Annotated in this window: 14 protein-coding genes; 7 read left to right on the top strand and 7 right to left on the bottom strand. The window is 68.6% G+C overall.

The features are described from left to right. Positions 1-59: 59 nt before the first annotated feature. Positions 60-1,298: a sensor histidine kinase gene (locus WCD58_RS15375; protein ID WP_337703933.1), complete on the bottom strand. Its 1,239-nt coding sequence runs from the start codon at positions 1,296-1,298 to the stop codon at positions 60-62. Then, positions 1,295-1,831, bottom strand: a complete 537-nt coding sequence (locus WCD58_RS15380) for a hypothetical protein (protein ID WP_337703934.1) — start codon at positions 1,829-1,831, stop codon at positions 1,295-1,297. Before WCD58_RS15380 ends, WCD58_RS15375 begins: the two co-directional genes overlap by 4 nt. 120 nt (positions 1,832-1,951) lie before the next feature. Here WCD58_RS15380 and WCD58_RS15385 point away from each other — a divergent pair, with 120 nt between their 5' ends. Continuing rightward, positions 1,952-2,659, top strand: a complete 708-nt coding sequence (locus WCD58_RS15385; RefSeq protein ID WP_337703935.1) for a response regulator — start codon at positions 1,952-1,954, stop codon at positions 2,657-2,659. A gap of 148 nt (positions 2,660-2,807) precedes the next feature. Here the strand turns inward: WCD58_RS15385 and WCD58_RS15390 are convergent, their stop codons facing one another. Further along, positions 2,808-3,638, bottom strand: coding sequence for a hypothetical protein (locus WCD58_RS15390; protein ID WP_337703936.1), 831 nt, complete (start codon positions 3,636-3,638; stop codon positions 2,808-2,810). A 292-nt stretch (positions 3,639-3,930) separates the two neighbouring features. Between WCD58_RS15390 and WCD58_RS15395 the strand changes: the two genes are divergently transcribed. The 3 genes from WCD58_RS15395 (at position 3,931) to WCD58_RS15405 (ending at position 6,265) form a co-directional block, all read left to right on the top strand. Continuing rightward, positions 3,931-4,269 (top strand): hypothetical protein, encoded by a 339-nt coding sequence (locus tag WCD58_RS15395; protein ID WP_337703937.1) that lies wholly within the window; start codon positions 3,931-3,933, stop codon positions 4,267-4,269. Positions 4,270-5,366: 1,097 nt separating this feature from the next. Beyond that, entirely contained in the window at positions 5,367-5,927 is a 561-nt protein-coding gene (locus WCD58_RS15400; protein ID WP_337703938.1) for an N-acetylmuramoyl-L-alanine amidase, read from the top strand. Positions 5,928-5,938: 11 nt separating this feature from the next. Then, positions 5,939-6,265, top strand: coding sequence for a hypothetical protein (locus WCD58_RS15405; RefSeq protein WP_337703939.1), 327 nt, complete (start codon positions 5,939-5,941; stop codon positions 6,263-6,265). Positions 6,266-6,441: 176 nt separating this feature from the next. On the opposite strand, the gene WCD58_RS15410 is transcribed toward WCD58_RS15405, so the two are convergent. Next, positions 6,442-6,783, bottom strand: a complete 342-nt coding sequence (locus WCD58_RS15410) for a hypothetical protein (protein ID WP_337703940.1) — start codon at positions 6,781-6,783, stop codon at positions 6,442-6,444. A 435-nt stretch (positions 6,784-7,218) separates the two neighbouring features. On the opposite strand from WCD58_RS15410, the gene WCD58_RS15415 reads away from it, so the two are divergent. Continuing rightward, positions 7,219-7,905 carry an excalibur calcium-binding domain-containing protein gene (locus WCD58_RS15415; RefSeq protein WP_337703941.1) on the top strand — a complete coding sequence of 229 codons (687 nt, stop codon included), beginning with the start codon at positions 7,219-7,221 and terminating at the stop codon, positions 7,903-7,905. Then, positions 7,905-8,510, top strand: coding sequence for a class F sortase (locus WCD58_RS15420; protein WP_507237431.1), 606 nt, complete (start codon positions 7,905-7,907; stop codon positions 8,508-8,510). The genes WCD58_RS15415 and WCD58_RS15420 overlap by 1 nt, the downstream gene beginning before the upstream one ends. 450 nt (positions 8,511-8,960) lie before the next feature. Here the strand turns inward: WCD58_RS15420 and WCD58_RS15425 are convergent, their stop codons facing one another. The 3 genes from WCD58_RS15425 to WCD58_RS15435 form a co-directional block, all read right to left on the bottom strand. After that, positions 8,961-9,461 carry a cupin domain-containing protein gene (locus WCD58_RS15425; protein ID WP_337703943.1) on the bottom strand — a complete coding sequence of 167 codons (501 nt, stop codon included), beginning with the start codon at positions 9,459-9,461 and terminating at the stop codon, positions 8,961-8,963. An 89-nt stretch (positions 9,462-9,550) separates the two neighbouring features. Then, on the bottom strand, positions 9,551-10,864 hold the full coding sequence (locus WCD58_RS15430; RefSeq protein WP_337703944.1) for a helix-turn-helix transcriptional regulator: 1,314 nt from the start codon (positions 10,862-10,864) through the stop codon (positions 9,551-9,553). A 197-nt stretch (positions 10,865-11,061) separates the two neighbouring features. Then, the gene (locus WCD58_RS15435; protein ID WP_337703945.1) at positions 11,062-12,354 is read right to left on the bottom strand and encodes an ATP-binding protein; all 1,293 of its coding nucleotides are present in this window, start codon (positions 12,352-12,354) and stop codon (positions 11,062-11,064) included. A 642-nt stretch (positions 12,355-12,996) separates the two neighbouring features. Here WCD58_RS15435 and WCD58_RS15440 point away from each other — a divergent pair. Further along, on the top strand, positions 12,997-13,785 hold the full coding sequence (locus WCD58_RS15440) for a hypothetical protein (protein ID WP_337703946.1): 789 nt from the start codon (positions 12,997-12,999) through the stop codon (positions 13,783-13,785). Positions 13,786-13,794 lie beyond the last annotated feature (9 nt).

Below are 13,794 nucleotides of genomic sequence, written 5' to 3' on the forward strand. Positions count from 1 at the left end.
GGGAGACTCACGGCATCGGTGTGCCAGCCACAGCACAAGCGCGCTAGTTACAGCCTGCATCAGGCTCTTGGAGAGCCCCCTGACAGCTCTGTGGACGTCGGAGCGCCGGTCGCGGGGTGAGCTGGTAGATGGGCGTGCAGGACGAATCCACCGTCGGGGCGCGCGCCCGCGTCGACGGTTCCACCGGTGAGCATGACGCGTTCCCGCACTCCAGCGAGCCCAACGCCGGCTGAGAGCCGTTCTGAAACCGCGGCGCCCGAACCACCGTCATCAACGATTGCCACCGCGAGGGACTCCTCGTTCCAGGCGGTGGTCACGGCGACGGCTGCGCCCGGGCCTGCATGGCGCAGTGCGTTGGTCAGGCCTTCCTGGAGAATCCTCACTGCTGCCAGCGCGACCTCCGGAGTAAGACTTCGTGGCCGACCCCGCTGCTCGGTGCTGATGATGAGACCGGCGAGCCGGAACGGAGAGACGAGCGCGTCGATGTCAGCTATCTGCTCCGACGCCCCGATGGCGTCCTGGTCGTCTCCCACATGACGGAGCACGCTGAGCATCCGGCGGAGCTCGGTCATCGCCTCCGTCCCGACGCTCTCGACACAGTTGAGTGCCGCCACGGCTCGGGAGGGATCCGCGTGCACGTTCTCCCGCGCGCCGGAGGCGTGGAGCACCATGATCGTAACCGCGCGCGAGACGACGTCGTGCAGTTCCCGGGCGATGGCCGACCGCTCCGTCCGCACGGCGTCTCGCTGCCGCAACGACGCGAGCTCCTGGAGGTATTGCGCGTTCAGCCGGCTGGCGCGGGTCCATCGACCGAAGGCCCACACCGTGCCGAGGATAAGCAATTGCCCGAGGGCGACGCCGCGCATCACTCCCTCCGGAGTGTCAAGCGGCGCAAGCGGAAGGGACAACTCGGCGACAACGTACGCGATGGTGGCCAGCACGTAGGAAGCGCCGAAAGTGATGATTGAGAGTCTAGTCGGGCACTGTGCGGCCACGGTGAACAGGGCGAGCGGTACCGCGAGCAGCGGACGATAGTCAGGGAGCAGGAGGATTGCACCGAGCAGGTGGGCGAGCAGGACGGCCGTGACGATGACGGGCCACCGCCGGCGCCAGGCGAGGAGGGCGAACCCGGCGGCCGCGTAGGTGATGGTGGTCGCGGCGCCGAGCACATCGGCATCAACAATGCGGGACAGGACGTCGGAGTTCGTGATGAGGTCGAGCGGGCACGCGCCCGCCGCGATAGCGACGTCGATCTTTCTGGCTCGGCCGGGCCGCGCCAAGGTCGTGCCGGCCGTCATCGACAGCGGACGAACCAGCAGCGCCAGGAGTCGTCGTGGCCGCCTTCGTCGATCCAGTCGACGGGGGACTGCCGCTTCTCCAACGCCCGAGCCTCATCGAGTTCCTGCGCGGAAATCGAACGCCAGCGGTCGCCCGTCAGCTTCCCCAGCGCCTGCAAAGCAGCCCACAAGCTGCCGCCCTGCGCGCGACGCATCTTGGCGATGGCGTCGACGTCCGGCCCTAGGAAGAGAGCCTCGTACAGTGTACGGTGCTCGAGAGCGTAGAGCACTGTGTCGAGGTTCTTCGCGTCGTCGTGGTACCGGTCAGCCTCGATGACCCGTACTCGTTGGACGATCATCTCCTCGTCGAGGGGTAGCGCAAAGACGAGTGCCTCGAGAGCAGCTCCCTCCCTCACGAGCGCCGCGGGCGGCGCCGGCACCAGGACGCCTTGGCGGCCGCCGCCGCCCTCTTCTCGGATCAACCTCCCGGACGCCCAGCGCTCGCCAGCGCGGGAGTGTGGCGCCAGTACGACCGCGCCGACGTTCTCGCTCATACCGCCCCCTCCACGACAGATGCAACCTTTCCGCGACAAACTGCTGCGAGCAGCGTCCATTGGGATGAACTGTGCGCTCATTCACCGGTCGATCGCCCCGTACAGGTGCCAATAGGAGTCGTGCCGATCCGCATCGTTCTCGCCGATGACGACCGTCTCGTTCGAGCCGGCCTTCTTATGATCTTGAACGCCCAGCATGACATCGAGGTGGTCGCCGAGGCGGGTGACGGAGAGGCGGCACTGGCGGCCATCCGCCGCCACCACCCGGACGTCGCCGTCGTCGACGTCCGGATGCCGGTCCTGGACGGCGTCGAGGTCGCCCGCGCGTTGGCCGCCCTCGACTCGGTGACGGACGCCGACCGGCCGGTCGGCGTCGTTATGATCACGAACTTCCACGTCTCTGAGGCCGTCTACGAAGCCATGCGCGCCGGCGCGACCGGATTCGTCCTGAAGGACGCGGCGCCGAGCGAACTGGTATCTGCGATCCGCTCCGTCGCCGACGGCGAAGCGTGGCTCGATCCCGCCGTCACCCGCGATCTCATCGAGGAGTTCGCGCGCCGTCCGATGTCCGTCCTCCCGCCCGTCGCCGAAGTCGCCGAGCTCACCAAGCGGGAACGCGACGTCTTGGCGCTGATGGCGCATGGGCTGTCGAACGACGAGATCGGCGAACACTTCACGATCGTCACTGCCACCGTCAAGACCCATGTCAACCGCATCTTCATGAAGCTCGGGATTAGGGACCGCGCTCAAGCTGTCGCGCTTGCGTATCGCAGCAGGCTCGTGGCCTTGGACGAGCCGCTACCGCGATCGCCGCGCTCGGGGGCGTGACCGCGGAGAACCGGCGACACCGCAGTCGCCGGTCCCTCCCCCACCCGACGGAAGGAGCGACGCGGCGGGTGGCCCTACGGTCGAACAGAAGTAGACGCGTTGCCACCGAATGTCCTCGTCGCCGACGCCGGGCTAGGACAGCACCGCCTTACGAGACGCGGTGCACCTGCATGTAGAGGACGTAGTGGCCCCGCAGGTACGGGTCATCCTGATAGGGGATGCTCAGGACCCCGAGACCCGCGTTTGCCGGGTTAGCCCGTAGCAGCGCCTCGGCGGAGTTCTGAGTGAGTTCGATGATCATAGGGTTGAACAAGCCTGCGTCCGACTTTGCGGGGTCGCGTGTAACACCGATCGGGCGGCTGCCAGGCCGTCCGGCCGGACGAAAGAGGCCTTCCAGACCGCCAACGGTCTGAATGCCCAGGGAAACGGCGTCGAAAACCCAGCCGTAGGCCCCCGATATCGGCCCGAACACCTGCTTGGCGCGTTCCCCGAACTGCGCGTCGGTCTCTACCTGCCATTGGAGCCACCCGCTCAGAGGGCTAGCGATGTCCCACTCCCACAGTGCGGGAGCGAGATGAACCACCTCGTCCTCGGCGAGGTCGTCCTCCCACACCCGACACGGGGGAGCATTGCCGGCCAGCTGGTCTGCACGGGGCGGGGTCCAAGGGGCGATTGACGGCATGTCGTCACCACTGATCAGGCCACCCACCTCCTGGCCACCCATATACCAGGGCTGGCGAGCGGTGCCCGCCTTGACGCGCGGTCCGAGGGTGCTGGGGCTGCTGATGTCCCCGAGCGTGGCGGAGACGAAGGTCGAGCCTGCGCCGCCGTACACGATGGTCCCGTCCCGACGGGACTTCTTGTTCACGCACACGAGATAGACCTCGTCGTGTTGACCGTCGATATCAAGTGCATCGTCCCAGGTCTCCGACACGACGTGGAAGCCGTTGAACGTGACGCGGTACCGGTTGGTGCTCATGGTGTTCTCCTCAGTTCAAGCCCTCTGCCGGTGATTCGGCTATGAACAAGGATCCTGCACGACGCAGGTGATCTCGTCGTCGATCCGAGCGTGGAGCGGCGGTGTCCACCCAAGGGTGGGGATTGATGTCGATACTAGACCCCGGGAGGCAAAGCAGATTTCCACCCGCAGACCTTCGATCCAGACGAGATCGTCGGTCACGGTGTAGTCGCCGCGGATCGACGGGCACCAGGCCTGGCGGACGTGGTGGGAGCATCGGAAACTTGCTTCCCGATCCAATGGAGGACTCGAGATGCCTTCGGCACACCTGCTCGCAGACATCGGACCGTGCGACGACAACGGCTATCTGCTCATCAACGGGCTGTCGGCGGTCAGCGTTCCTTTGAACGAGACCCGGCGATTCCAGCGCACTCTTCAGGACGGTTCGCACAACTTCGTCTTCAGGGTGACGAACGACGGCCGCTTCGCCTGGAAGGCCCGTCTTCGCCTCATCATCAACCGCGTCACGTACGTCGATGAAGAGCAGGCGGGCGATTCCTTCCTGTTCGCTGGCGAGGTGTACAACCGGGAATGGCAGTGTCAGATTGTCAACGGCGAGGTTTCTGAATTCCTCGCGGTGCAGCCTGCCTAGGACGAGATGAGGACCCGTCCGGCGCGTTGAGACGACGTGCCGGGCGGGTCTCCACCCGAAAGTACACGTCGCGCTGATCCACTGCCCGAGCCACTGGGCCTAAGCACATGAGTACAGAGCGCGACGGACGCGGGATCGCGGACGACGTGCGCGAGCAAAGGGAGGAGGGGTCGACGATGAGAGGCCTGCGCGGTTGCTTCGCCGCCGTCGTCGCCTTCGCGAGCTTGATGAGCGCCGTGGCGGGGATTGCGAGCGGTGCCGTCGATCTACAGTCTTGGCTGAACAGCAAGCAAGCGACGCCTCCGTCGCCCGTGACCTACACGCCGATGCCCACGAGTCCAACTGCTCCGTGGCCCGCCATTCCGGTCCCGCCCGCTTCTGCCAGCACCACGACCCCCATGTCGTGCCGGTGCGTCGCCGGAGAAATCGTGATCGCCCCGGGCTCTCTCGCACGGGTTTACCAGCGTCCGGCGCTGAATTCGGCGATCGTGGATCGATACGTCAACGGGTCGAGGGTCACCGTCACCTGCCTTACAGACGGAGACGTCGTCACCAATAACGGCCAGCGCAGTTCCACCTGGGTCAATACCCCGAGGGGCTACATCCCGGACGTTAACGTGCAACGGCCGGCGGGAATGCCGTCGCCCAGATGTTGACGACGGGGAGGTACTCGGGCAGGTAGCGAATCGGCAGGCACGGGCGACCGCCGCGGGCCTGCAGTACAACAAGCGACCATGTCCTCAACGTTCACCGCGCTGGCTGACCCGCGCCGGGACTCAGTTGGTTACCCAAACGTGGGTCTGCGTGCTCAGTGCTCTCGGCTCCAGTGCGCTCTACCAAGCCATAGGCGACGGCGTCGTCAAGGCGCCTCGCTACTTGGGCACCGCGCAGCGCGGCCCCGCTCCGGACTGGGATCGGTGGGACGTTCACCAGAACACCGACTGCGGCCCAATGCCCGGCTCGCCCGACGGGCCCGGCGACTCCAACTGAACGCCGTGCCCGGTCGATGACCTCCTCGCTCCGTGCGCGCGCCACCAGCGCGCCCGCCGCGGTTCGCTGCCACCGGGCCTTCTGCCCTACCTCGAGAGGTCGTCACCATGACCGCCAAGTCCGGCAGCCGCAACGGTACCAAGCCATTCCTGATCGGCATCCATACCAACGAGGGTCCCAACCCAGCCGGCGACGAAGGCCGGGACCAGGCCGCAGAGAATCTGAGCCGCTGGATGGACGGCCAGGACGTCAGCTATCACAAGATCGTAGACGACGACTCCGCAAAGCACTATGTCCCCGACGAGCGCTACTCGTGGGCGATGCGCTCGGGTAACCGCCGCTCGCTGAACCTCTGTTTCATCGGGCGCGCCTCGTTCAGCCGCGACGAGTGGCTACGCCACGACGCGATGCTGCGCCTGGGCGCGGCGGCGGTCCGCGGGTGGTGCGACCGCTGGGGGATTCCCCGCACGAAGCTCACCGCCGCCCAGGTCGGCGCCGACCACGCCGGCATCTGCGGGCATGTCGACTGGACCAACGGCAAGCACGACGGCACCCACACCGACCCAGGCGCCGGCTTCCCATGGGACGTGTTTCTCGCCTACGTCAACGGCGGCACGCCGAACGACCAATTCGTCGCGCGGCGCCGCCGCGCGCTCCTACTCGCCTGAGGGAGACCGCCATGCAGAGCGTCCTCATCACCTACTACGCCGACCAGGCCTGCACCCAGCCCGACCCCGCCGGACGATTCTTCCGCGGCCTGAAGAACGCAGAGAAAGCCGACTCCAGCGGCATCGTCGCCGAAGCCTTCGTTCGCAAAATGGCCCGGTGGGGCAACGCCACCATCCGCGTCGTCGCACTTGATCGCCACGGCGACGCCCTCGGCGAAGCCCCCGCCAACCAGGACTGGTGGGGCCTACCCACCGGTGTCCGCTCTTTCTCCGTTGAAGGACAGCGGGACAACGCCGGCGTCCAGATCGCTGTCGATCTCCTCCAACTCGCCCGCTGATCTGCCATATCCGGTGCTCACCGGCGCGCTCGTACGGTCTGCCGAGTGTACCGCCATGGGGTCACGAGGAGCCCCACTGGCAGGAGGTGGCCATGGTTGGTGAACCGCCCTTAGACACCTACCCCGAGTCAAATCGCCTTTTGTCGCGAGGGCGTCCTACATCCGACGCCGGAGCGTCAACGCGGGGGTACAACGGTTATTTGTAGCGTCACGTCCCCGGTATCGGGCATGACAAAGCGAGCTTCTCCCCCACCGCTTCCCGCCACGCCTGCAAAGCCAGGAGCCCATCGGAAGACGCGCATCTCCTCACCCGTAAAGTGTCCAGTCGTGTCGCGCGACTCGGTAACTGCTGATCGTTTGTGAATCCTTTCTGTGTTGAAAATGATCATACCCGCGTCCTCGCCAGTTATGACCTGAACGATGACGGAAGCCCAGTCATCTGTGTCATTCTTCGCCGTCAAAGTGGTGGTTCCATTGATCCCCTTCTCTTGGTCGTCGTATGCGTACGCGCCGGACACTCTTATTACGTTCGAGAACCGGCTGGGTTCATACACGAACATTAGCTGGCCAGTTTGCAAGGTCATCTATCCTCCACGTGACTTGCTCGGCGCCTCGCACCAGATTTATGGCGTCCAGCCAGTGGAGAGCTAGCTCGCTTGAAGCCGGATGCTTAGTGACGTGGCGCGTTTCGAATCCGCTCGAGTCCTGCACCTCATGTCCTCGCCTACCTCATCCAACCGCGTGCCAAGACTACTACGAAGTGTGCTCTCAAGTGAAGGGAGATTAAAGTGCTGTCAGCTATACAGTGCAGACGGCCGGAACCTGCGTTGGCAGAGAGTGTCCGGCTTCTCGCCGTGAGTAATTGGGACCGACGCGCGCTGCCAGCGGGTTCAAGTGTCGCCGTTGTGGCGACCGCGATTACTTCAGCCGAGTGGTATCAGGTCGAGCACACCGTGCGCGGTACAGAGTTCTTCGAGTGCGGCGATCTGCTGCGCGGCGCCCACCCATTGGGCTGGGCCGCCTTAGCGACCATCGGGCCGCGACCGGGGAGGTTGTGGTTTCGAAGTCCGTGTGCCGGCGTCGCGGCGGCCGCGGACAAGAACTGCGACGACTTCACCTCGCAGGCCGGGGCGCAGGCGTACTTCACCGCCAACGGGGGATCGGCCACCAACAACGTCAACAACCTCGACGCCGACCACGACGGCATGGCCTGCGACACCTACCCCTACGCCCCGAGCGGCTCTGCGACCGGGTCGCCCCGACCGAGCGCCCCGATCCACACTGTGCCCCAGCCGACGCCCGTCCCCAGCACGTCCGGCGGCGGAACAGGCAGCGGGCTCGTCGGCACGGGCGGCACCGGTGCCGGATCCTCGGCGTCGGCCGGCGGGACCTCCGGTGGCGCCGACCTCGACTGCCCGGACTTCCCGAGCCAGGCCGCCGCCCAGGCCCATCTCCAGCGGAACAGCGCGGACCCCGACGGGCTCGACGCGGACCGCGACGGGATCGCGTGCGAGGACCACTTCGGCCAGCTCGGGGCCGGTGGCCGCTCCTCCACCCGGGACGACGGGTCGGTCGCGACCACCAGCGGCACCCAGGTCCGCGTGGTCCCCGAGGGCTCGGCCGACACCGGCTCCTCCTGATGCCACCGATCTCGCGTTGGCTGACCGCGATCGCAGCGGCCGCGATGCTCACGCTCACCGCGTGCAGCCAGCCCGCGGCCACCTCGTCGGTCCCGCCTCTGGTCGTGGACTCGTCGCCCTCGCCGACCGACCCCGTCGGATCGTCCCTCTCGGGTCCTCTCCCGCGAGTGTCGATCGCGAAGATCGCCGCCTCGTCGACGCTCGTGCCGCTCGGGCTCAACCCGGACAAGACCGTGGAGGTCCCCCCGGTCTCCCGACCCGAGCAGGCCGGGGTCTACATCAACGGCCCCACCCCGGGCGACCCCGGACCCGCGGTGGTCCTCGGCCACGTCAACGGCGCCGGACGACCGGGCGTGTTCGCCCGGCTCGCCGAACTGCGCCCCGGCGACGAGGTCGACGTGACCCGCCTCGACGGGCGCACCGCGACCTTCCGGGTGTATCGCACGGACACGGTGAACAAGGACGACTTTCCGACCTCGGCGGTCTACAGCGACACCCCCGGCGCCGAACTGCGGCTAATCACCTGCGGCGGTGACCTGGACCGAGCTGCCAACTCCTACCTGTCCAATGTCCTGGTGTACGCCGCACTCACCACCCTCCGATAGAACGACCGAGCCGCGGCCCGCGAGCGAGGACGCCGTGCGCGCCACAAGGTGAGCAGCAGCGGCCGCGACCAGGCCGCTCGCCGACGCGTTCCTCGGCACTCGTGAGTACGTCACGTACTGGCTCTGCCGTTGACGTCCGAGAGGGCGAATAACCGCCTCGCGCCGAGATCAGCCGCGATCACCAGCCTGGCCCCGTTCCCGAGCAAGTGGGCGCAGGCTGTCGCGGAGCACACCTGTCCGTCGGTCTTGTCTTGGACACTCGAGCCCGGCTGGCTCGGGGACGCCCGTGGATGGCGGCGGCGTCGGACGCGCTCCCTGACCTGCGTGCCCGTTTGGTCGACCACCTCTGCAGCCCGGGCGCGCGACCCACGACAGTCGAGGCGCTGGGTGAAGGTCGCGGAGCGATCTCCCCGCCCACCGGTGACCTCGAACGCGTCGCCCGGCTGTCTCCTACCTACCGTCCTGCCCGGCTCCGGGTGGGCCGAGGATCGTCATGTCGTGAGCGGTCGCGATCGCCAGGAAATCGTCGGGGTCGGGCAGGAACGCTGCGGCGGGCAGAGCATGCTCGCGGGCGGGCTCGCTCAGCGCGGTGACGAACTCGTCGAAGCCGGAGGGCAGAGTGATGGCCAGGGTCCGGAGAAGCTCGGTCCCGTCGGCGCGGTAGCCATGCGGCACGCCGCGGGGCAGCCACACGAAGTCGCCGACCCCGGCGCGGTATGCGGAGTCCCCGCAGAAGCCGGTCAGGGCGCCCTGCAGGACGTAGAACGCCTCGTCCGCGCTGTGGTGGACGTGCGGCGGGGTCGCGTAGTCCGCCGGGTGGAGGAACTCCACAATCGACATCGCGCCGCCGGTCCCCTTCCCGGCCGCGCGGATGGTGGCCAGGGCGCCCGTGAACCAGTGGTCGTCGGGGTCTCGGGCGTCGGTGGCGTAGAAGGTCGATGCGCGTGTCATGGTCTGGTCCCCCCATCGATGGTGTGGCGTCGAGGGTGGAGCGAGATACCGTGGCGGACGAGAGGGTCTGCACGTAGGTAGCGCGGGACTCACCAGTCCGCGCGGGCGCTGCGAGCGACGAGCTCGAGCCGGCTGCGGGCACCGGTCTTGGCGAGCAGCCGCTCGACGTGCTTCTCCACCGTGCGTGCGGATAGGTAGAGCCGGTCGGCGATCTCGCCGTTCGGCAGCCCTTCGCCAACGAGCAGAAGGACCTCCATCTCCCGTCCTGTGACCCCGGCGCTCTGGAGTCGGTCGGGGACCGTCGGACCCGGCGTGCGCCGGGGCAGTCGCTCGCCGTTGCGCGCGAGCAGTCCGCGGCACGCCGCGGCGACCCGGTCGTGGCCGGCATCGGCGAACCAGCCCGCCTCCGCGGTGAGCCAGGCCGCGGGATCGCCCCACCCATCGGCGACCGCAGCCTCCGCGACAAGCCGGCGGGCGAGCCGGCGGAAGAGCGGGATGTCGGGCGGCCCGAAGAGCAGCGCGTCCGCGTCGGCGAACACTGCGTCCGCGGCGCTGCCTCCTGCCCCACGGCGGCCGACCGCGATCGCGTCGGCGAATCCGAGCATGCCGGCGTTCCACCGAGTCAGGCCGTCCACGCCGACGTGCTCGACTGGGTCGCCGACCACCAGGGCGAGCACCACGGCCGCGAGCCCCAGCGTGGGCGGCGAGGCGAGCGTCGGATCGTCCCCGATCAAGTCGCGACCGCGCTGCAGGTGAACGATGGCCCGCGCCCGGTCCTCGGCCAGCAGGCAGCGCACGGCCCGATGACCGCAGGCGATCACCTCACCGAGTGGGTCCGGGCTCGCGGCGACCGCCTCGGCCTCGAGCGCTGCGGCAGACGAACGCTCGCCGCGGGAGCTGCGTGCGCCAGCCTCGAACAACATCGCGATCGGCAGTGTTGCCAGCCCCACCCGCCGCGCGGTGGCCGCGCACCCGGCGGCCTGGTCGACCGCTTCGTCGCACCGACCCAGCATGTGCAGCACGCCCGCTCGGTGCAGAGCCACCACGTTCGCGGTGGCCACGGCGCCGATGCGTTCGGCCAGCCGGCCCGCCGCGTCGAGCCGGTCCAAGCGCAGCGAGGAGAGCGTGTCGATGGTGGAGAGCTCGTGCAGGGCACGCATCTGCCACACCGGCAGGTCGTGGAGTCGGGCAACGTGGTGCGCGCGCTCGAACAGGTCCTCGGCGGCCCGCATGTCATGGAGCCGTGTGACCCGTCCGAGGACCTCGAGGGACTCGCACAGCACGGTGAAGGGCCCGGCGGTCTCGGTGGCGGCGATCGCTCGACGAGCCCGCGATGCCGCCAGCGCGATGTGGCCCGCGCCCAGCGCGACCTGGGCCTCGACCACGTCGACCTCCGCCGACACGGCGGAGTCGGTACCGACCGGGAGCCGCGCGGCGTCCACCGAGGCTTGGGCAGCCGACCAGTCGCCGGCCGCGATCCAGGCACGAGCCGGACACAACCGAGCTCTGGCCAATCGGTCGGGCCCGACCCCGACCTGCTCCAGGCGCGCGACAAGCCGTCCGGCGATCTCGGCTGTGGCGGCCGGTCTCCCGGCCAGCGTCAGGACATCGGCGAGAGCTTCGTCCGCGTCGGCGGCCGTCGCGCGTCGCCCTCGGCCAGCGCCCCGGCCCGCCGCAGCGCCGCCTCCGCGGTGGCGAGCGCTCCCCGGCTGGCGTCGTGGCGTCCCGCCCGGACGAGCAACGCTGCGGCCCGGTGCGGGTCACCGGCCACTTCGGCGAGATCGGCAGCCAGGCCCCCGAACTGTCGCCAGTCTGCGTCGATGTCGTCGAGCACGACCAGGGCCCGGGTCGCCCACCCAGCCCGCTCACCGGGCAGCATCGAAGCCAGGACGGCGTCACGGGTCAGCGAGTGCCGGAACGCCACCGTGTCCGCGTCGGCGACCTCGACCAGGTCCGCTGCCGCCGCCTCTCGGACCGCGTCGCCGACCTCCTCGATCGGCAGCCCGAGCATTCCGCGCAGAAGCGCCGGATCCGCTCCCTCCCCGAGCACCGCCGCAGCGAACACGCACCGGCGCGCGGCCACCGAGAGTCGCCGCACGCGGGCCATTGTCAGCTCGACCACCGTGCGCGGAACGTCGACGCCGGCGTCGGTGCTCGCAAGCAGCTCCTCGATCATCAGCGGTGTGCCGTGCGCGCGGTGCAGCAGATCGCGGACGGCGTTGCCGGGTCGTCCGCCGAGGCAGGCGGCGGCCATCTCGAGCACCGAGCGCTCCGACAGCGCGCCGAGACGAACCGTGTGCACCGCTGCCCGGCGGGCAAGCCGGTCGAGCACGACGAGGACAGGGCCCGGCTCCTCGCGGGCCGTCAGCACCAGCAGGCATCGCTCCCGGGCGAGGTTGTCGGCCACGTACTCGACGACGTCGAGCGTGTCCGGATCGGACCAGTGCAGATCCTCCAGCACCACCACTTGGGGATCGTCGCCGCGGATCGCGCGCAGCACCCGCAGCAGCGTCTCGGCGATGACCCAGACTCGATCGTCGCTCTCCCCGGAAGACACGTGAGCCGTCAGCAGGCGATCGAGCACCGCCCGGTATGGATCGAGGGTCACCCGGTTCGGCCACGGCAGCCCCCGGAGGCCCGTCGCGAGGACTTCGATCAGCGGACGGTGTGCCGTCCACGCGCCGGGCACCGCTCGACCAACGAGGACCTCCGCCCCGAGTCCGCTGAGCTCGCCGATCAGGCGCGACTTGCCGATCCCCGGAGGACCGATGACGGCCACCGCGGACCCACGGCCGTACCGGGCCTCGTCAACCGCCGCGCGGAGCCGGGCCAGCTCGTCGTCTCGCCCAACCAGCCGCGGGCAGCGAGCTGCCCCGATCTCGACGTCCCCCACGTAACCAACTCGCACAAGAGCGCGCCGGGCGTCCGAGTGCGCCCGGCATCAAGCCTTGGTAATACCCGACCTTCTGGTCGCACCGCGAGACTCGCGCCCGAAACGACCTCGGCGACAGCGAGTGGAGCCAGGGCCCGCGTGGCCTCTCGAGCGGCAAGCCGCTGCCGCAGGTGACGGGGCACCTCTTGAGCTCGATGGTTGTACGGTGCTTGACCTGGTCAGCGACTCCGACAGTGGGTGGAGACGAAGGGACTCGACCCCTCAACCCCCGCCTTGCAAGATGGACGACCGCCTTCACCAGGGCCTCTACCAGCCACAACGTTCTCGATCAGCGGCACACCGTGCTCCTGAGCAACATCGCTACGCCCCGTTTCGTGTCACGACGCGTGTCACGACACCGCAGGGGTCGGCCGGCACAATCAGCCGCAGCTGCTACTCGTAGGCGGCGTCGTGACCGCTTCACGACTGCGGCCAGCCGCCTCGTCGCCGCCCCGAAGATTGCGCTTGGCCGCTGCACGTGCCGATGAGCGGTGCGAACACCGGCCAGGAGAAGCGCACTGGCCATCGTTCCCTGAGTCCGACGGCGCTCCATCACGGCTCGAGCCACGGCCGAATGGGTGAGAGAGGCCCTGCATCGGAACGTTGACGGACGGTATCGCGATCTCTGGTCAGGACGGCGCATCCGGCGCCTGCCGAGGGGGATCGTCGGTGCGCGACGTAGGAATCGCGGAAGCGATCCAGCTGTGGTTGGGCGGCCAGAAGCTCGACGGCTTCAGCTTGTGGAGCGTGTCGTTCGTCTGGTGGGGACGCCTGGCCAAGGGCGTGACGATCCTCGCTGGCCTGGTCGTAGTCATCGATCTTCTCGGTGCGGACCGGCTGCGCCACTGGGGCGAGCCCTTGCGGACCCGCCCTCTACATCGCCTGGTGAAGCGAGCTGCGAACAGCTCGTGGGCCGAGGCGGGCCTGCTCATCCTCCTCCTGCTGGTCGGGGTCGGAGTGCAGACGGTCACCGACCCCTACGTTCAGCCCTTCGTGGCGGCGACTGACGCTGCCGTTTCCGACTCGCTCGGCTGGGCCTCCATCGGCGTCGCGGTCGCTCTCGGCGTACTGGCGTGGACCCTTGGGCGGGGGCGCCGAGGCGTACGGACCACCCTGGGCGTTGCCGCGTCCGTAGTGATCATCCCACTACTGCTCGTCGTGCTCCTCCAGTTCGCCGCGGGCCTCGCTGTCTACCTCGTAACGCTGGCCGCGACGTTCGTCGTCGCCTGGCTGCTCGCTCGTGGTCTCGACATCGGCGCAGGCCTGCTCGAGATCACGGTCATTCGGCCGACAGCTTGGCTGCTGGAGCACGAGCCCGACGAGAAGCCTATCCGCTGGACGGCTCTGCTCGTCCTCGTCCTCGGGCAGGTCCTCGACCTACTTGCGTCCTAAGTTGACCCA

This window comes from Actinomycetospora flava, from assembly GCF_037400335.1.
GTDB lineage: Bacteria > Actinomycetota > Actinomycetes > Mycobacteriales > Pseudonocardiaceae > Actinomycetospora > Actinomycetospora flava.

Bases quoted from the DNA above. Each gene is read 5' to 3' on its own strand.
- WCD58_RS15390 (WP_337703936.1), bottom strand. From the start codon at position 3,638: ATGAGCACCAACCGGTACCGCGTCACGTTCAACGGCTTCCACGTCGTG.
- WCD58_RS15395 (WP_337703937.1), top strand. From the start codon at position 3,931: ATGCCTTCGGCACACCTGCTCGCAGACATCGGACCGTGCGACGACAAC.
- WCD58_RS15405 (WP_337703939.1), top strand. From the start codon at position 5,939: ATGCAGAGCGTCCTCATCACCTACTACGCCGACCAGGCCTGCACCCAG.
- WCD58_RS15425 (WP_337703943.1), bottom strand. From the start codon at position 9,461: ATGACACGCGCATCGACCTTCTACGCCACCGACGCCCGAGACCCCGAC.
- WCD58_RS15420 (WP_507237431.1), top strand. From the start codon at position 7,905: ATGCCACCGATCTCGCGTTGGCTGACCGCGATCGCAGCGGCCGCGATG.
- WCD58_RS15400 (WP_337703938.1), top strand. From the start codon at position 5,367: ATGACCGCCAAGTCCGGCAGCCGCAACGGTACCAAGCCATTCCTGATC.
- WCD58_RS15375 (WP_337703933.1), bottom strand. From the start codon at position 1,298: ATGACGGCCGGCACGACCTTGGCGCGGCCCGGCCGAGCCAGAAAGATC.
- WCD58_RS15380 (WP_337703934.1), bottom strand. From the start codon at position 1,831: ATGAGCGAGAACGTCGGCGCGGTCGTACTGGCGCCACACTCCCGCGCT.